The organism is Ferrovibrio terrae, from assembly GCF_943372915.1.
Taxonomy (GTDB): domain Bacteria; phylum Pseudomonadota; class Alphaproteobacteria; order Ferrovibrionales; family Ferrovibrionaceae; genus Ferrovibrio; species Ferrovibrio terrae_A.
On sequence record NZ_CALSAN010000054.1, the window covers coordinates 1 to 17,211 of the forward strand.

The 17,211-nt window shown below is 63.5% G+C and carries 14 protein-coding genes, 1 tRNA gene and 1 pseudogene; 4 read left to right on the plus strand and 12 right to left on the minus strand.

The annotated features are described in order from the left end of the window. A partial coding sequence (gene ugpC / locus AAG821_RS21495; RefSeq protein ID WP_341916449.1) for a sn-glycerol-3-phosphate ABC transporter ATP-binding protein UgpC occupies positions 1–878 on the minus strand: 878 nt, incomplete at its 3' end. 319 nt (positions 879–1,197) lie between these two features. Next, positions 1,198–1,288: transfer RNA gene (locus AAG821_RS21500), tRNA-Ser, on the minus strand. 113 nt (positions 1,289–1,401) lie between these two features. Between AAG821_RS21500 and AAG821_RS21505 the strand changes: the two genes are divergently transcribed. Further along, positions 1,402–1,725, plus strand: coding sequence for a hypothetical protein (locus AAG821_RS21505; RefSeq protein ID WP_341915862.1), 324 nt, complete (start codon positions 1,402–1,404; stop codon positions 1,723–1,725). Positions 1,726–1,743: 18 nt separating this feature from the next. Here AAG821_RS21505 and lepA read toward each other — a convergent pair whose 3' ends face one another. Further along, the gene (gene lepA, locus AAG821_RS21510) at positions 1,744–3,546 is read right to left on the minus strand and encodes a translation elongation factor 4 (protein WP_341915863.1); all 1,803 of its coding nucleotides are present in this window, start codon (positions 3,544–3,546) and stop codon (positions 1,744–1,746) included. Between the two features lie 24 nt (positions 3,547–3,570). Continuing rightward, positions 3,571–4,062, minus strand: coding sequence for a PaaI family thioesterase (locus tag AAG821_RS21515; protein ID WP_341915865.1), 492 nt, complete (start codon positions 4,060–4,062; stop codon positions 3,571–3,573). 324 nt (positions 4,063–4,386) lie between these two features. Here AAG821_RS21515 and AAG821_RS21520 point away from each other — a divergent pair, with 324 nt between their 5' ends. Then, positions 4,387–4,689: a hypothetical protein gene (locus AAG821_RS21520; protein ID WP_341915866.1), complete on the plus strand. Its 303-nt coding sequence runs from the start codon at positions 4,387–4,389 to the stop codon at positions 4,687–4,689. Positions 4,690–4,812: 123 nt separating this feature from the next. On the opposite strand, the gene AAG821_RS21525 is transcribed toward AAG821_RS21520, so the two are convergent. Further along, positions 4,813–6,474, minus strand: coding sequence for an ABC transporter substrate-binding protein (locus AAG821_RS21525; protein ID WP_341915868.1), 1,662 nt, complete (start codon positions 6,472–6,474; stop codon positions 4,813–4,815). Positions 6,475–6,652: 178 nt separating this feature from the next. Between AAG821_RS21525 and AAG821_RS21530 the strand changes: the two genes are divergently transcribed. Beyond that, positions 6,653–7,918: an amidase gene (locus tag AAG821_RS21530; protein WP_341915869.1), complete on the plus strand. Its 1,266-nt coding sequence runs from the start codon at positions 6,653–6,655 to the stop codon at positions 7,916–7,918. Positions 7,919–7,930: 12 nt separating this feature from the next. On the opposite strand, the gene AAG821_RS21535 is transcribed toward AAG821_RS21530, so the two are convergent. Next, complete coding sequence (locus AAG821_RS21535) at positions 7,931–8,419, minus strand: RidA family protein (RefSeq protein WP_341915871.1); 489 nt, start codon at positions 8,417–8,419, stop codon at positions 7,931–7,933. A 35-nt stretch (positions 8,420–8,454) separates the two neighbouring features. Next, positions 8,455–9,129 carry a TetR/AcrR family transcriptional regulator gene (locus tag AAG821_RS21540; RefSeq protein WP_341915872.1) on the minus strand — a complete coding sequence of 225 codons (675 nt, stop codon included), beginning with the start codon at positions 9,127–9,129 and terminating at the stop codon, positions 8,455–8,457. Positions 9,130–9,576: 447 nt separating this feature from the next. On the opposite strand from AAG821_RS21540, the gene AAG821_RS21545 reads away from it, so the two are divergent. Beyond that, positions 9,577–10,665, plus strand: a complete 1,089-nt coding sequence (locus AAG821_RS21545) for a histidine kinase dimerization/phosphoacceptor domain -containing protein (RefSeq protein WP_341915873.1) — start codon at positions 9,577–9,579, stop codon at positions 10,663–10,665. Positions 10,666–11,010: 345 nt separating this feature from the next. Here the strand turns inward: AAG821_RS21545 and AAG821_RS21550 are convergent, their stop codons facing one another. From AAG821_RS21550 to AAG821_RS21570, 5 genes and pseudogenes are all read right to left on the minus strand, one after another. Further along, positions 11,011–11,850: a universal stress protein gene (locus AAG821_RS21550; RefSeq protein ID WP_341915875.1), complete on the minus strand. Its 840-nt coding sequence runs from the start codon at positions 11,848–11,850 to the stop codon at positions 11,011–11,013. A gap of 370 nt (positions 11,851–12,220) precedes the next feature. Continuing rightward, positions 12,221–13,288: a tartrate dehydrogenase gene (locus tag AAG821_RS21555; RefSeq protein WP_341915877.1), complete on the minus strand. Its 1,068-nt coding sequence runs from the start codon at positions 13,286–13,288 to the stop codon at positions 12,221–12,223. Between the two features lie 50 nt (positions 13,289–13,338). Beyond that, complete coding sequence (locus AAG821_RS21560) at positions 13,339–14,313, minus strand: tripartite tricarboxylate transporter substrate-binding protein (protein ID WP_341915878.1); 975 nt, start codon at positions 14,311–14,313, stop codon at positions 13,339–13,341. A 109-nt stretch (positions 14,314–14,422) separates the two neighbouring features. Then, complete coding sequence (locus AAG821_RS21565) at positions 14,423–16,102, minus strand: hypothetical protein (protein ID WP_341915880.1); 1,680 nt, start codon at positions 16,100–16,102, stop codon at positions 14,423–14,425. 6 nt (positions 16,103–16,108) lie between these two features. After that, positions 16,109–17,211 (minus strand): annotated as a pseudogene (locus AAG821_RS21570) (phenylalanine--tRNA ligase subunit beta); the annotation flags it as partial.

Consider the following 17,211-nt stretch of genomic DNA (forward strand, 5'->3'; position numbering starts at 1 on the left):
ACTTCCGCCTCCACACCGTCGTCGGCGAGCGCGAAATGTTCGGGCCGGATGCCATAGACCGCCGGCTGCCCGGCCGATCCGCTTGGCGCCGTTGACATGGGAAGATGCAGGCCGCCCTGCGCTTCAAAGCTGCCGCCATTGATCTTGCCCTGCACGAAATTCATCGCCGGTGAGCCGATGAAGCCGGCCACGAACATGTTGTCGGGCCGGTCATACAGATCGAGCGGCGCGCCGATCTGCTCGACCCGGCCGTCATGCATCACCACGATCTTATCGGCCATCGTCATGGCTTCGACCTGATCATGGGTCACGTAGATGGTGGTGGTCTTGAGCCGCTGATGCAGCTCCTTGATTTCCGTGCGCATGGCAACGCGCAGCTTGGCATCGAGGTTGGACAGCGGTTCGTCGAACAGGAAGACCTGCGGGTCGCGCACGATGGCGCGGCCCATGGCAACGCGCTGCCGCTGGCCGCCAGACAGCTGGCGCGGATAACGCCCCAGCAACGGCTTGAGCCCCAGGATGCCGGCTGCCTGCTGCACACGCTGGTCGATTTCGCTTTTCTCGGCGCCGCGCAGCATCATCGAGAAGGCCATGTTGGCTTCCACAGTCATGTGCGGATAGAGCGCATAATTCTGGAACACCATGGCGACATCCCGTTCTTTCGGGGGCACATGGTTGACCACATGATCGCCAATGCTGATCTCGCCGCCGGTGATGTTCTCCAGGCCGGCAATCATTCTCAGGAGTGTGGACTTGCCGCAGCCCGAAGGCCCGACCAGCACTGCAAATTCGCCGTCTGGAATATCGACCGAGATGCCGTGCAGCACATGCGTCGCGCCGAACGCCTTCCGGACGTCGCGGCAGAATACACCCGCCATTATTGAATTCCTCCCTATTTATAAGGGCATCATAGGACTGGCGCGGCGCAAGCAGCAAGCAAGGATACGGCAGACTCGACTTTCAGCTATGCCGAAGCGTGAGCACAGAGAAGTTTAGTAAACTTCGCGACTGCGATGCTGCAGTGCATTCTGCATCCGTGAGTCTGTGGATTTGAAGATTGGCCGTGACCGTGATCCGTGCTGGCACGCAGAGCGTGGCAACACGCTGCTGCACATGGGCACGATCATGGACGGGTGCTCGTCGGGCTTACGACCGCCGGTGTCGCGGCAGCGATCATCGCGCTGCGGGCGCGAGCGCTGGCGGAGGGAGTGGGATTCGAACCCACGATACCCTTTTGAGGTATACACACTTTCCAGGCGTGCGCCTTCGACCGCTCGGCCATCCCTCCAGCGCGGGGCGGCACTATACCCGCCGGCGGCGAATTTGCAATCGGCCCGGCCTTCGGCTTAACATGCTGACCGCACAGGTGGATTCGCCACTCACCGGGCAAGGGGGAAAGCCGTGCTGCTGGGACGTATTCTGGGCTGGCTGCTGATCGCGCTGGCGCTGCTCGCACTGGGCGGCGACGGCCTGCGCTGGCTCGAATCCGGCATGATGGGCTTCATCGCCCTGGGGGATTTCTGGGCCCGGCTCGACCCGCCGACCTACAACCTGCTGCAGACCATCGGCCAGGACTACCTGCCGCCCATCCTGTGGGATCCGGGGCTGGCCACCCTGTTGCGGTGGCCAGCCGTGGCCGTGCTCGGCCTGTTCGGCATCCTGCTGCTGGTGCTGTTCCGCCGCCGCGCACCCAAACGCCGCCAGCGGTTCGGGGCCCTGTCCTAAAAGACCCGACCTGAAGCCTCAGTCCGAGATCTTGAGCGCGGCGATGAAGGCTTCCTGCGGAATCTCCACATTGCCGACATTACGCATGCGCTTCTTGCCCTCTTTCTGCTTCTCCAGCAGCTTGCGCTTGCGGCTGATATCGCCGCCATAGCACTTGGCCAGCACGTCCTTGCGCAGGGCCGAAATATCCTCGCGCGCCACGATACGCCCGCCGATGGCAGCCTGGATGGCGATCTTGAACATCTGGCGCGGGATCAGCTCTTTCAGCCGCTCACAGAGCTGGCGGCCGCGCGCCTCGGCGCGGCCGGCATTGACGATGGTGGCCAGCGCGTCGACATTCTCACCATTCACCAGGATGGTCATCTTCACCAGGTTGCCGGCCTCGTAGCCGTCCATGGCGTAGTCGAAGCTGGCATAGCCGCGGCTGACCGATTTCAGGCGATCATAGAAATCGAACACCACTTCATTGAGCGGCAGGCGATAGACCACCATGGCACGGTTGCCGGCATAGGTGAGTTCGACCTGGCGGCCGCGCTTGTCTTCGCAGAGTTTCAGAATCGCGCCGAGATATTCGTCGGGCACCATCACGGTGGCCTTGATCCACGGCTCATCGATATGGTCGATCAGCATCGGATCGGGCATGTCGGCCGGATTGTGCACCTCTTCCATATCACCGTTCAGCTTGTAGACGTGATAGATCACGCTCGGCGCCGTGGTGATCAGGTCGAGATTGAATTCGCGTTCCAGGCGCTCCTGGATGATTTCCAGATGCAGCAGGCCGAGGAAGCCGCAGCGGAAGCCGAAACCGAGCGCCGCCGAGCTTTCCATCTCGAAATGGAAGCTGGCATCGTTGAGCCGCAGCTTGCCCAGGCTTTCGCGCAGTTCCGGGAAAGCACCGGCATCAATCGGGTACAGGCCGCAGAACACCACCGGCACCGACGGCTTGAAGCCCGGCAGTGCTTCGGCCGCCTGGCGCCTGTCTTCGGTGATGGTGTCGCCGACGGATGTATCGGCCACTTCCTTGATGGCAGCGGTGAAAAAGCCCATCTCGCCGGGGCCGAGTTCATCGACCATGACCTTCTTCGGCGTGGTGACGCCGACGCGCTCGACCGGATGCACGGCGCCCGACGACATGAACTTGATCTTCATGCCTTTCTTCAGCACGCCATCGACAACGCGGAACAGCACGACGACGCCGAGATAGGCATCGTACCAGCTGTCGACCAGCAGCGCCTTCAGCGGCGCATCGCGGTCGCCCTTGGGCGGCGGCAGACGGTTGACCAGCGCTTCCAGCACCAGGTCGATGCCGATGCCGGTCTTGGCCGAGATCGGCACGGCGTCAGACGCATCCAGGCCGATCACATCCTCGATCTGCTGCTTGACGCGGTCGGGCTCGGCGGCCGGCAGATCGATCTTGTTCAGCACCGGCACGATTTCGTGCTTGGCATCCAGCGCGTGATACACATTGGCCAGCGTCTGCGCTTCCACACCCTGGCTGGCATCGACCACCAGCAGCGAGCCCTCGCAGGCGGCCAGCGAGCGGCTGACCTCGTAGGCGAAATCGACATGGCCGGGCGTGTCCATGAGATTCAGCACGTAATCCTTGCCGTCTTTGGCATGGTAGTTCAGGCGCACGGTCTGCGCCTTGATGGTGATGCCGCGTTCCTTCTCGATATCCATGCTGTCGAGAATCTGCTCGCTCATCTCACGCTTCTCGAGGCCGCCGCAGGCCTCGATCAGGCGGTCGGCCAGCGTCGACTTGCCGTGATCGATATGGGCAATGATCGAGAAGTTGCGGATCAGGGAAGGATCGGTGGCCACGGTATCAGCACTCAGCTTTCGCGATTAGCGGAACAGGCTCAGGATGTCGCCTTCGCGGCTGTCCTTCGCGGGAATTTTCAGGATGCCGCTGGCGCGCAGGCAGGGCACGCCATCGGCGGTGATCAGGCTTTCGGCGAAGCCGAGATTGCGGGTCTGGCGGATCAGCCGGCCCTTGCCTTCGACCCAGCTGCCCAGCGGCGCCGGGCCGACATAGTCGCCGGCCAGATTGACCGTGGGCATGAACTTGCGGCCGCCCTCGGCGATGCCAACGGTGAAGCCCAGCAGCATGTCGGCAAAGGTCATCAGCATGCCGCCATGGCAGACCTGCATCGGATTGCAGTGGCGGTCCTCGACCCGGAAGCCCATCACCGGCAGGCCATCGGCGTCATCCAGCCGGCCCCAGAGCGGACCGGTCAGCGCCATGAAGCCCATGAAGGTGATTTTCTTCATGCCGGCCGGGATGTTGCCGTCGGGCGTCGTCGGCTCGGCCGCGTCGATTCTGGGGGAAGCGCTCATGGGCGGGGGTTGTAGCATCCGCGCCCCCACCGAGCAACGGAAGGGGGGCAACGCAGGGTGGCGGCCTTGATATCATTGCTATCACTGCAATCAAAATCGCGTATCCGGAGTTTATTCCGGCTTATTCGACCTCTATTGCGGCTTATTTCGCCGCTATTTCCGCGTATCCGGAGCTTATTCCGGGCTATGCGCGGCCTGTTCCGGCTTATCCGGCGTCCGGCGGCTGAAAACCGGCTTGACCCGGAGGGCGAATTATAAGAACATAATAGGAACAAATGGCCGAAATGTCCAGTCCGGCCGCACCGCCCCCAGCGAAGGCCCGCCATGACCCAGACCACCCTGCTCATCGAGACCCGCATCGCGCTGACGCATCTGCAGAGCCAGCTGCAGCTCGCCCAGCAGCAGGAAAGCGAGCTGCGCCAGGAGCGCGATATCTGCGACAGCGATGTGCGCCTGCAGAATGCCCATCTCGCCCGCATCGCCGTCCGGCCGCAGGACATGCACGACTACGCCGCCCTGCTGCGCCGGCGCCAGCGCGTGGCCGATGAATGGCGCATCGCCAGCCGTAAGCTGATCGGCCTGCAGCGCCGGCTGGCCGAAGCCGGCCTGATGGTGTTCAACGGCTGAGACCAATCCGATTTGCCGCGTCTCCCACCAGGACGCGGCAGAATGACGGCCGGGTCAGAGGATGCTCCGGCCCGGCCGTTTACTTTCGGAAGCGCTCGGCCCGGGGCCGATCGCCGCCGGACCTCACTGCTTCTCGAACTGCCGGAAATCGAGCTGGCGATGGAACCAGTAGGTATAGCCCTTGACGTTTTTCTGCATGCCGACATCCAGCATCTGCTGGTAGAGCGGAACACGCGGCACGTCATCCATCGCCAGCTTGATAAAGCCCATCATCTGCTCCTTGTACTTGACCGGATCGGTCTCGTAGCGCGACGCCTCGATCAGCGCGTCCATCTTCGGATTCTGATAGGACATGGTGTTGAAGACGGCATTCTGGCCGTGATAGCCCCAGAAGAAGAAATAGTCGGGATAGTTCAGCCAGCCGCCGAAACTGGCCAGATGCAGGGAGCGATTCTTCTGCAGCATGGCGTTGCGGAAATTGGCGCTCGGGATTTTCTCGATGCTGGCCTTGATGCCGATCTTGGCCAAGGCCTCCTGCAGCAGCACGGCGGTCGGTTCATCGGCCGTGGCCTCGCCCATGTCGAAGGAGATCGTGGTCTCGAAACCGTCCGGATATCCGGCCTCGACCAGCAGGGCCTTTGCCTTGCCCAGGTCGGTGTCATAGGGGAAAGGCTGTGGCCAGCTGGCATCCTTCGGCGCGCCCGCCGGAGCCGCATTCATCATCCGGCCACGACCGTAGATCGCGGAATTCGCGATCTGTGCAAACGGCACCGCATAGGCGATGGCCTGACGCACCTTCACATTGTCGAAGGGCTTCTGGGTCGTCACCATGCCCAGATATTTCAGTGAATTCTCGATCGGCACACCGACCACTAGATATTTGCCCGAGCCCTTTTCGGCAAAGATTTCCGATGCATCCTTCTGTGGCGTATCCAGCGTCACATCGGCATCGCCGCGTTCCATCAGGGCACGGCGATTGCCGGCTGAGGGCACCTCACGCATGACAACCCGCTTGATTTTCGGCAGCGGGCCGCTTTTCCAGTCATCGAAACGGGTGAAGCTGATCTCCTGGCCCGGGATCCACTTGTCCAGCTTGTAGGCCCCGCCGCCGGCATCGTTGGTCTTCATCCACTCCATTGCCCAGGGATCTTTCTCGGTGGCGTTTTTCTTCGCCAGTTTCGAGTTGTAGATCGCCGGCACCACCACGGCCATGTCCGGCAGGGCCAGCTTGTCGGCCTTGGGCAGATCGACGCGGAAGGTGTAGTCATCCACAGCGGTGAACTGCTCCGGCTTGGTCAGGCTGCCGGCGGCCATCTGGAAGGTGGGGAAACCGCCGACCGACACCGCCCGGTCATAGGACCATTTCACGTCATGCGCCGTGACCGGAGCGCCATCATGGAATTTTGCATTCTGGCGAATCTTGAAAATGAAGGACTTGCCATCCGCACTGACGGTGTAGCTCTCGGCCAGCTCGGGAACGATGGTGGCTGAGTCATACATCTGGGTACCGTCCGGCAGGGTCTTGCGGCCGAAACTGACCAGACGGTCGTAAAGATTCCAGGCGACCAGCGAAGACCGGCTGCTGGTGCCGACGCCGTGCATGTCGAGGCTGTTGGCCCCGGCTTCGACCAGAACCAGAAGCGTTTCCTGGCGGGACTGCGCCATCGCCGGGGTCGCAACGCCTGCGGCGCCCAGCAGCATGACTGCGAGCGCCAGACTGCGGGTGGCCGAACCGAATCGATGCAGTGGATCGACTGCCCGGATTGGGAAATGCACGTTTGACATCATGACCTCCATGGGGTGGAACCTGCCTAAAAACCGGGCCAACGCATGCTGTCGATGCGCATGTTTTGGCTTTTACTGCCCAGCGAGGCTTGTTTGGCCCCGCTAAGTAAGTAATATTTTACTTACTTGCTATATTCATGCCAAAACCGCTGTACTGGCTTGAGGATCGAAAAACCGGATGGGATATGCGCGCGTGCCGAGCCACCAGACCTGCGTCCTGGACCAGACGCGCAACCGGATTCGACTGTGGGAGCCCTTGATCGAGGCCTGGGCCCATATCGATGACGCATCGCTGTCTGCTGCGTTCACAGCCTTAGAATCCGGCCCTGCCTTGCAAGGCATTCCCTTCGGCGTCAAGGATGTGATCGACGTGACGGGGCAGCCGACGCGGTTTGGCAGCGCTGCCTTCTCCGATGCTGCGCCGGCCGGGCAGGATGCAGCGATTGTCGCGGCCCTGCGGCGCGCCGGCGCCATTCCGGTCGGCAAGACCCGGACCACCGAATTCGCCTTCGTCGATCCGACCATCACGCGCAATCCGCATGACATCAGCCGCAGCCCCGGCGGGTCCAGCAGCGGATCGGCAGCCGTGGTCGGCGCCGGCATCGTGCCGTTTGCGCTGGGCACACAAACGGCGGGCTCGCTATGCCGCCCCGCCACCTATTGCGGTGTTGCCGCCTACAAGCCCGGCCTCGGCACCCTGCCGGTGGATGGCATGGCGCCGCTGGCACCAAGCTTTGACGCAATCGGTGTGATCGCCGCCTCGGCCCCCTGGCTGGCGCGGATATTCGACAGCCTTGCGGCCGCCTTCGACCTGCCATCACGGGTGCCGCAGCGCGGCCGCGCGCTGCGGATCGGGTTGGTTTCCAGTGTCGAGCAAAAGCCGACCGCGGACATGCAGGGCATGATGCAGGCCGTGATCGCGGCCGTGATCAATGCCGGCCACAGCGTCACCGCCGTCACGGCCCCGCTGTCCTTTGCCACAGTCATCGCGCACCACCGCACCGTGATGCTGGCCGAGGCCGCGGACTGTGTCGGATCGCGCGTCACCGGGCGCGAAGCGCTGCTGCAACCGCGCCTGCGGGCCGCACTGGATGAAGGACGGCACATCACGCCACAGCAACGGGGGGATGCCATAGGCTGGCTGACGGAATCGCGCGCCCGTTTCTGGCAAAGCCTGGCGGGATTCGATGTCCTGCTGGCCTACCCGGTGCCCGATGTGGCGCCGCGCGGACTGGCCAGCACCGGCGACCAGTCGTATCTGACCCCATGGACCGCCATGGCCGGGCCGCTGGTTTCGCTGCCGGCCGGACTCAATCGCGACGGTCTGCCGCTGGGCATCCTGCTGGCGGCGCCGGCCGGCCAGGATGTCGCGCTGATGAGCATCGCCGGCGAGATCGCCAGCCTGTTGCCGCAACCGCTGCCGGCCCGCTTGCCTGGCCGCTGATGCTGCTGGCGCTCAGTCGTCGAGCGCCATGATGGCATCGACCTCGACGGACGCATTCGCCGGCAGCCCCGCAACGCCGACGGCGGTGCGCGCATGGCGACCGTTTTCGCCCCACAATGCGATGAACAGATCCGAGGCGCCGTTGATGACCGCCGGCGACTGGCTGAAACCGGACAGGCAGTTGACGAAACCGCCGACGCGAACAACCCGCGCCACGCGGTCGAGTTGGCCGCCGCAGGCATCGCGCAGGTGAAACAGCAGGTTCAGCGCGCAGATTTCCGCCGCCTTGCGGCCGGCGTCCAGGCTGATACCGGTGTCTGCCGCACCATCCATGATCACCGGACCGCTATAGGGCACGCTGCCGTTCCATTCGCAGATCTGGCCGGCGAGGAAAACCAGGTTGCCCTCGATACGATAGGGCAGGAAATTGCCGCGCGGCGTGCAGCGCTCCGGCAGGGCCATGCCAAGTTCCAGCAAGCGCGCTTCGATGCGACCACCCATCATGCCCTCCAGGCAGCAAGTAATATAATACTTACTTACCGCCTGCCCGGCCGTTTGACAACCTTGGCCGCGGGCCCCTTGGTAAACCCGAGCATGCGGCAGACCATGGTTTCGACATGCGTGCGGCGCTGGCGCAGCCACTTCGGATCGGCGATATCGGTCTGGAACACCGCCGACAGGGTATGGACGTTGCTCATGTGATGCGAGCTGAGCGCCACGATGGAGATATAGAGCTGCAGGGGATCGGCATCGTATTGGAAAACGCCGGCCTTCAGGCCGCGCCGGATGGTATCGGCGATCAGCAGCAGCAGCGGCGAGGACATTTTGGCAATCGCCTTGGAGGAGCGGATGAAGCGCCCGCCGACCAGGTTTTCGTTGCGCGTGATGTCGATGAACACCTTGTTCTCGGACAGGTGATCCCAGGTGAAGCGCACCAGCCGCAGCAAGGCCTCATCGGGGGGTAAAGCTGCAAGATCGAGTCCGCTTTCCTTGTCGCGGATCTCGCGATACACGGATTCAAGCGCCTGGGTGTATAGATTTTCCTTGTTGCCGTAGTAGTGATACAGCATGCGCATGTTGCAGCCGGCTTCCTGCACGATGCGCTCGACACGGGCGCCATCAAAGCCGTAAGCGGCAAATTCCCGGATCGCGACGGCCAGCAGATTGGCACTGGTCTGGGCTGGATTTCTCTGGCGGATCGGTCGGGTCAAGGCTGGTGGTCCGGGTACGGGAGACACCTGCGAGTCTCACCCAAACCGGCTGACAGCACAACCTTTCCCGCAGCCGCGAAGACAGGCGACTGAGGCAAAAAACGACGCACATCTCTGCCAACCGCTCTCCCGCGATTTGCGCAGCTCAGCCCTTCGCCACCGCTTCGGCAACCGCCTTGCCGGCGATATCCGGCGCCGCGCCCGTCGGCGGTGAGGCTGGCTGATGGCGCGATGCCGATGGTGCTGCCCAAGTCGGCCGCAGAGACACAGATCGGCGCTAAAGCGAGGCTTGGCTGCAACATGTACCGGCATCGTCATGGCTTCGGGCCCAGGATGTCGATAAAGACAGACTTCCGCAGAAATGCGCTCTAGGTTGCCTGCAGGCTTTGCGCTGGCCGCAATGCGCAGGCGAGATTGCGCCGAACAGCAAACATCAGGATGAGCGGCATGGTCACGGACACCCACGGCGAGCCGCTCGAGCATCTGCTCGAAACGCCGCATCTGGCGGATGCGCTGGAAAGCGACCGCTTCAAGCAGTTTCTCGATCATATTCCGTTTGCTGTCGCCGTGGCGGAATTGCAGCCGTCCGAGCATGTCGTCTATTCAAACATGGAATTCGAACGCCTGATGGGCCATGAGGCCGCCGATATTTACGGCAAGACCTGGGATCTGGTTGCCACCGCAGCGATTGCCGAAGGCGACGGCCGTAAGCTGAGCGAGGCGATCACCGAAGATGATGATTACATCGGTGCTTTTGCCATCGACCATCCCGACGAACCGATCGTGGTCAATGCCTGGTCGAATATCATCCTGAACGACGATGACATCCCGGTGTTCCGGCTGGTCGGATTGGCCAAAGTCAACGCCACCGAGACGGAAACACCCGATACCCTGCAGCAACGCCTGCAGGACAAGGACATGCTGATGCGCGAGCTGCAGCATCGGGTGAAGAACAATCTGCAGATGATCACCTCGCTGATCCGGATGGAGGCCCGCCATCTGCCGCAGAATACGCCAGAGGAGCGGTTTGATCGCCTGGCCGGCCGCGTGGAAGCCCTCGCCCTGCTCTACCGTTCGCTGTCAGACAGCGACGCCGGCGAGATTGTCGATCTGGGTGTGTATCTCAGCGAGGTGGCCGCCGCCGTGATGCGGGCGCATGCCGTGGAGGGCATCCGCCTCGATCTCAAGGTCGATACCTGGCCAGTCTCGGTGAATGTGGCGATGCCCACCGGCCTTGTCGTCAACGAATTGCTGACCAATGCGCTGAAGCATGCGTTTTCCGGCCGCGAGGGCGGCACCATCACGCTGCACTGCCTGGTCGATGACACGGGCTGCCGGCTGATCCTGTCCGACGATGGCATCGGCCTGCGCAACAAGACCGACTGGCCGAAATCGGGCAAGCTGAGCGCGCTGATCGTGGAATCGCTGCGGCAGAATGCCAGGGCCAGGATCGAGGTCGAGTCCGCGCCTGGCCAGGGCATGCGGGTGACCATCTTCTTCGCCCGCGCCAGCGCCGCGCCGGAAACGACGGCCTGAGTGCAAAGCAGCAAGGCATAGACACAGCGGTTGAAATAAACCGAAACGGCCGGGAGTGACCCGGCCGTTTATTTTTTGTCATTCCCGCGACAGCGGGAATGACGATGATGTAAAGCACCTCAGCCCTTCGCCACCGCCTCGGCAATCGCCTTGCCGACATCCTGCGTATTGGCCTGGCCGCCCATTTCGGGCGGGCGGCGGCGGGCAGGTACACGGCCCGGGATGGCTGGATTCTCCTCGCCAATGCAGAGCGTATGCGCCGAAAACTATCGCCCGCCAGCAGGCGCACATGGCATCCGCGAAACCCTCTGGCATGCGCGGCGCTACTCGTTCACTACAGCTCCGTTAGTGAGACAGCAGAGCCGGGATTTTCAGGTCTTTCAGTATGCTGTTCGTTGCGCCGCCGAGGACAAAATCCCGCACCCTGGAATGCCCGAAGCCGCCCATCACCAGCAGGCCGGCGCCTATCTCCTTCGCCTTGTCTTGGAGGAGCTGTGCTACCGGGTTGAACCTGCCACCGGCAACACTGATGCCCTGAGCAGACATGCCCCGGCGGGACAGATAATCCAGCAAGCGGGCATTGGGGTCATCGCCTGGCAGCGGCTTCTCTTCCGTCACGGTAACGACCGTGATCTTGGCGACGCGCTGAAGGAAGAGTTCAGAATCTTTGACCGCACGGGCCGCAGCGCGTGTTCCATCCCAAGCGATCATCACGTGATCAAAATCGATTTTCTCCACCTTGTCGGAGATCAATAATGTCGGCTTGCCGGAGCCGAAGATGATCGCCTCGGCTGCACCCGGCGCAGACGCGCTGGTACCCAAATCCACAACAACAAGATCGTGGTATCGTGCATGAACAGCCGCCATATCCCCGAGTTCCGGCGGAAAGCACATGACCTCTGTGGTCTGGAATTGCATCGGACGCCCGGCCAGCCTCTGTCCGATTGCGTCAACCAAAACCTTTGCGCGCGAGCGACAATCCGCCTTCAGATCGCGGACCATCGACGGCACATTCAACATCATGTTGCCAAGCGCGCTTGCCACGGGCGGAAAGTCCGGCACATGGACGAGGGCATGGACATCAGCTTCAAGATATTTCGCAATGCCGGCGATATTCTCGACCAGCGCATCGGTTTTACCAGCCTGATACGTGATTACCGGTACTAGCAATTGCAACGTCATCATCCGCTCCCTGTTTCGTTTTATCACCTCCCATCGGAGAGGCGGGGCGTCGATAACATGCGGTCGGCCAGATGATGTTGACGCAGATCAAATAGTTTCTAGGCGTGCGTCAAAGCATGAATTGATGCGCACGACGTTTGCACGACAGTAACGTAATCCAATGACAGGACGGATCAGAATACCGTTGAGAGCACGATCTGCTTTAGCAATACAGATTATAATACCGCTGCAAACAGAGTGATGGATATGGCGGGACGCGATGGCCGGGTAAACCGTCAGTCATTCATGTTTCAGGGGATCAGAGAAACAAACCCTTAGATGCCCGAACCAGAAAATATTTCCTGGTCCGGGAATGACGACGATGCAAAGCGCCTCAGCCCTTCGCCACCGCTTCGGCAATCGCCTTGCCGACATCCTGCGTATTGGCCTGGCCGCCCATATCGGGCGTGCGCGGCCCGGCTTCCAGCACCTCTTCAATCGCCTTCAGCACGGCAGCACCCGCCTCCTTGTGGCCGAGATGCTCCAGCATCATGGCGCCGCACCAGATCTGGCCGACCGGATTGGCGATGCACTTGCCGGCGATATCCGGCGCCGAGCCATGCACCGGCTCGAACAGCGAGGGGAATTTGCGTTCCGGGTTGAGATTGGCCGAGGGCGCGATGCCGATGGTGCCGGTGCAGGCCGGACCGAGGTCGGAGAGAATATCGCCGAAGAGATTCGAGCCAACCACGACATCGAACCAGTCCGGGTGCTGCACGAAATGCGCAGTCAGGATGTCGATGTGATACTGGTCGACCTTCAGGCCCGGATAGCCCTTTTTCATCTCGGCGACGCGCTCGTCCCAGTAGGGCATGGTGATCGAGATGCCGTTCGACTTGGTGGCCGAGGTGAGATGCTTTTTCGGCCGGCTCTGTGCCAGTTCAAAGGCGAATTTCAGGATGCGGTCGGTACCGATGCGGGACAGGATGGTTTCCTGCACCACGAATTCACGCTCGGTGCCGTGGAACATGCGGCCGCCGATCGAGGAATACTCGCCCTCGGTATTCTCGCGCACCACCCAGAAATCGATATCGCCCACTTTCCGGTTGGCCAGCGGCGACGGGATGCCGGGCATCAGGCGCACCGGGCGCAGATTGACATACTGGTCGAATTCGCGGCGCCACTGGATCAGCGAGCCCCAGAGCGAAATATGGTCGGGCACCTTCTCGGGCCAGCCGACGGCGCCGAAGAAGATCGCGTCATGGCCGCCGATCTGCTGCTTCCAGTCGGCCGGCATCATGGCGCCATGCTTGAGATAGTAATCCACGCTCCAGTCGAAATGGTCGAACTGGAAGTCGATATTGAAGCGGCGGGCGGCGGCGTCCATCACCCGCAGGCCCTCGGGCACCACTTCCTTGCCGATACCGTCGCCGGGGATGGTTGCGATCCTGTGCTTTGCCATGTGGTACTAAATCCTTTTTTTCTGGGGAGACTTAAACAGATTACCGGCGGTCAGTCAGCATACTGGCCGGCGGCCTTGATCAGCGGGGCCCATTTGTCGATCTCGCTGTTCAGCGTGCGGGCCAGGCCGGCCGGACTGGCGCGCTCGTCATTCGCCGTGGTGGTGTTGATCTCGGCGAAACGCTTGACGATCTCGGCATCCTTGAGCGCACCGCGGGCGGCCTGGGCCAGGCGCTGCACCACCGCATCGGGCGTGCCCTTGGGCGCATAGAGCGCATGCCAGACATTGACCTCAAACCCCTTGAGGCCGGCCTCGTCGGCGGTCGGCAGGTCGGGCAGGTCGGCGATGCGTTCCTTGGTGGTGATGGCATAGGCCTTCACCTTCTTGGCCTTGATCTGGCCGGTGGTGTTGGTGGCCTGGTCGCAGGTCATGTCGAGCGTCTTACCGAGCAGATCCTGCATCACCGGCGCATTGCCGCGGTAGCTCACCGTGTTGAGCTGCACATTCATCGCCGACATCATTAGCATGCCGCAGAGATGCGAGGCGGCGCCGATGCCGGCATTGCCGTAGGACACCTTGTCCTTCTGCTGCTGCAGGTATTTGACCAGCTCGGGCAGCGTGTTGGGCGGGAAGTCCTCGCGCGCGATGATGGTCATGGCGGAATCGGTCAGCACCGCAATCGGGGCAAAGGCCGTGCGCGTGTCATAGGGCAGCTTGCGATACAAGGTGGCGGCGGTGGAGATGCCGACATGATGCACCAGCAGGGTATGGCCATCGGGCTCGGCGGTGGCGACACGGTTAGCGCCGATGGTGCCGCCGGCGCCGGTGGCATTCTCGACCACCACGCTGTGGTTGTTGAGCTGGCGCGACAGGCCTAATGCTGTCAGGCGCGCCACCGTGTCGGTCGGGCCGCCGGCGGCATAGGGCACGATGACGGTGATCGGCTTGCTGGGCCAGGTCTGGGCCAGAGCCGGACCGATGGCGAGAAACGGCAGCATCGCTGCCGCGAGCATGAGATGGCGCATGATTTCCTCCGGTTTTTTGTATTTGTGCGGCGGAGTCTAGCGCAGCGGGCTTTGTGCCGGCCAATGCCGCTGTTGCCTCAGTCGATGCCGAGGCGGCATAGGGAGCCGCTTACTTGCGGCCGCTTTCCCAGACCGCGGAGTCGGTGACGATGTAATCGACCCGGCCGTCCTGCAGCAGGCGCAGCATATCGGAAGGAGAATCGAGCGCCGGTTCGGCGCCGATCTGCATCGGCAGGCCGAGCAGGCCGGGCAGCCAGCTGAGCGCCTTATAGGCCTCCAGCAGGTCATGCAGCAGCGGCTGGGTTTCCGCGTCCACCGCTTCGGCACGCAGCGGATGCTGCGCTGCGGCCGGCAGCTGCGGCGCCCAGCGCTCGGCCAGGCTGGCCGCAATCGCCGGATCGCGCCAGCCGGGCAGCAGATCGGCCAGTGCTGCGCGCGGCGCATAGAGCGTGGGCGCCATGAAGGCCGGACGGTCGAGCCGCGCATTCGCCGCCGCGATGACGCCTGCCTCCTTGCCGGCAAACAGCACCAGCCGGCTGGCGCCGCCGCTGGCGCCGATGCCGCGCCCGCCGGCACAGGCGATCAGCTTGCCGGCATTGAGCAGGGCGGCGGCGGCCCGCAGCGGATCGCGGCTGACCATGCGGCAGCCGGCATTGGCCAGCACCGGATCGATATCGGCAGCATAGTCGCGGCCCCAGGCGGCAGCCTGCAGCGGACGGCGCTGGCGCAGGAAGGTATCGAGGCCGTCCTGCTGCTGCAGCCAGCTGAGGGCGCCGCCAATCGGCAGCGCGGTGTCGTCAGCGGCCGCATGCACGGCGAGCGCGATACTCTCGCCCAGTGTGTGCTGCAGCTGCAGCAGCAGCCCGGCATCGGCGAGCAGGCTGCCGCCGAGTGCGACCCGGCGCAGGCCGTGGCGCTCAAGCAGGATGGTGATGGCCTCGGCGAAACGGTCAACCAGCAGCTTGCGCAGCGAGGATGCCAGCAGCACCGGCGGCTGGCCCTCGGCAAGCCGCCGCAGCCAGCGTGCCGCACCGCCTTCGTTGGAAAAATCAGTGACGATCCGGCCCTGGATGTCGACAGTGACATGGGCCTTGAAGGCTTCGGCAAACATCGGTTCGCCATGCTGGCCAAGCGCGAAGAATGCAGCGGCATCGGGCAGGCCGAGGCCATCGACGGCGAGATCGACCAGGCGGCCGGGTGAGTCCATCTCCGCCGCGCCGGCATCGTCGGCATCCAGCGTGGCGAGGCGGCCGAATTTCAGCACACGTGCCACCGGACTGCCGCTGCTGTCGGCCGTATAGACCAGTGTATCGTCGGCCCAGGGCGCCGCCGTCAGCGCCAGCAGCGCATGGGCGGTGTGGCGGTCGTAGACGCGCACCGGGATATGGCGGTTGAGCCCGAGATCGCCGGCCAGCATGCCGAGATCGAGCAGGCTTTCCGGCCCGGTGCGACTCCCGGCGCGGTGATGCTTGCGCGCCTCGTCCAGCAGGCTGATCGGGGTGTCGCGGCCGAGCAGGCTGCGCAGGCCACGGCCGACGCGGCGTGGCAGGGAGAGCGCGCGGAAATGCCGGCCGGGAAACAGTCCCTGGCTCAGCGCCAAGCCGCCGATATCGCTGGCGCGCACCTGGGCGATGTCGAGGCATTCGGCGATGGCTTCCACCGGCAGCCGGCCGCCGTCATGGGCGACACCCGACAGCCGCGCCTGTGGCACGGCGGCAAGCAGCTGGTAATCGTCGAAGACGGCAGCGCCGGCGTCCTGCCAACCGGAATGGACGCCGAGCACCAGCATCTGCGGCTAGGCCCGCAAAGTCGCGCCGCAGGCCTTTTCGGCCGCAGCCACGATCTTTTTCGCCACCGTGTCGATCTCCGCATCGGTGAGCGTCTGCTGTTGCGGTTCCAGCCGCACGCTGACGGCGAGCGATTTCTTGCCCTCGGGAATCCCGGTGCCAGAGAAGACGTCGAACACGCCGGCGCGGGCGATCAGCGCCTTGTCGGCGCCGCGCACGGCCTTCAGCAGGGTTTCAGCCGCAACCGTTGCATCGACGATGAAGGCGAAGTCGCGTTCGACCGCCTGCAGCTCCGACAGCTTCAGCGCCGGCTTGGTGCGCACACCGGGCTTGGCGCGGCTGCCGGGGATGCGGTCGAGATAGACCTCGAACGCCACCAGCGGGCCCTTCACATCCATCGCATTGAGGGCGCGCGGATGCAGTTCGCCAAAGGCGGCCAGAATGGTTTTCGGGCCGAGCCGCAGGGTGCCGGAGCGGCCCGGATGATACCAGTCGGGCGCGCCATCCATCACCATCAGCGGCGCAGTGTCTATGCCAGCCGCGGCCAAAGCCGCCAATGCATCGGCCTTGGCATCATAGGCATCGACATTGCGCGGGCCATCGCGCCAGTGCCGCGGGCCGGTGGCACCACGGCGCAGGCCGCTGGCAACCAGCGCCTGGCCATCCATCGCAGCCGAGGCATATTGCGGGCCGACCTCGAAGAGGGCGACATCCATGCTGCCGCGATCCATGTTGCGCTTGGTGGCAGCGATCAGGCCAGGCAGCACCGAGGGCCGCATCGCATCCATATCGGCGCTGATCGGATTGACCAGCAGCAGCTCATCCTGCCCGCCGCCAAAGACTTGGGCCTCGGCGCGACGGATGAAGGAATAGGTGACGGCTTCGGTGAGGCCGCGCGCAGCCAGGGCGCGGCGCGCCGACCGCAGGCGACGCTGGGCCGCATTCACCGCCGGCGCCGGCACCGCGCGGAGCGGCGGCAGCGGTTCGGCCGGGATCGCGTCAAACCCATGCAACCGGGCGATTTCCTCAACCAGATCGGCCTCGCCGTCGATATCGGGGCGCCAGGACGGCACATCGACCGACAGCACATCACCCTTCGCGGTGACGGTGA

Excerpts from the sequence above, each read along its gene's own strand:
- AAG821_RS21560 (WP_341915878.1), bottom strand. The coding sequence starts at position 14,313 with ATGCGCCATCTCATGCTCGCGGCAGCGATGCTGCCGTTTCTCGCCATC.
- AAG821_RS21515 (WP_341915865.1), bottom strand. The coding sequence starts at position 4,062 with ATGAGCGCTTCCCCCAGAATCGACGCGGCCGAGCCGACGACGCCCGAC.
- AAG821_RS21530 (WP_341915869.1), top strand. The coding sequence starts at position 6,653 with ATGGGATATGCGCGCGTGCCGAGCCACCAGACCTGCGTCCTGGACCAG.
- AAG821_RS21555 (WP_341915877.1), bottom strand. The coding sequence starts at position 13,288 with ATGGCAAAGCACAGGATCGCAACCATCCCCGGCGACGGTATCGGCAAG.
- AAG821_RS21550 (WP_341915875.1), bottom strand. The coding sequence starts at position 11,850 with ATGATGACGTTGCAATTGCTAGTACCGGTAATCACGTATCAGGCTGGT.
- AAG821_RS21525 (WP_341915868.1), bottom strand. The coding sequence starts at position 6,474 with ATGTCAAACGTGCATTTCCCAATCCGGGCAGTCGATCCACTGCATCGA.
- AAG821_RS21545 (WP_341915873.1), top strand. The coding sequence starts at position 9,577 with ATGGTCACGGACACCCACGGCGAGCCGCTCGAGCATCTGCTCGAAACG.
- AAG821_RS21520 (WP_341915866.1), top strand. The coding sequence starts at position 4,387 with ATGACCCAGACCACCCTGCTCATCGAGACCCGCATCGCGCTGACGCAT.
- AAG821_RS21565 (WP_341915880.1), bottom strand. The coding sequence starts at position 16,102 with ATGCTGGTGCTCGGCGTCCATTCCGGTTGGCAGGACGCCGGCGCTGCC.
- AAG821_RS21535 (WP_341915871.1), bottom strand. The coding sequence starts at position 8,419 with ATGGGTGGTCGCATCGAAGCGCGCTTGCTGGAACTTGGCATGGCCCTG.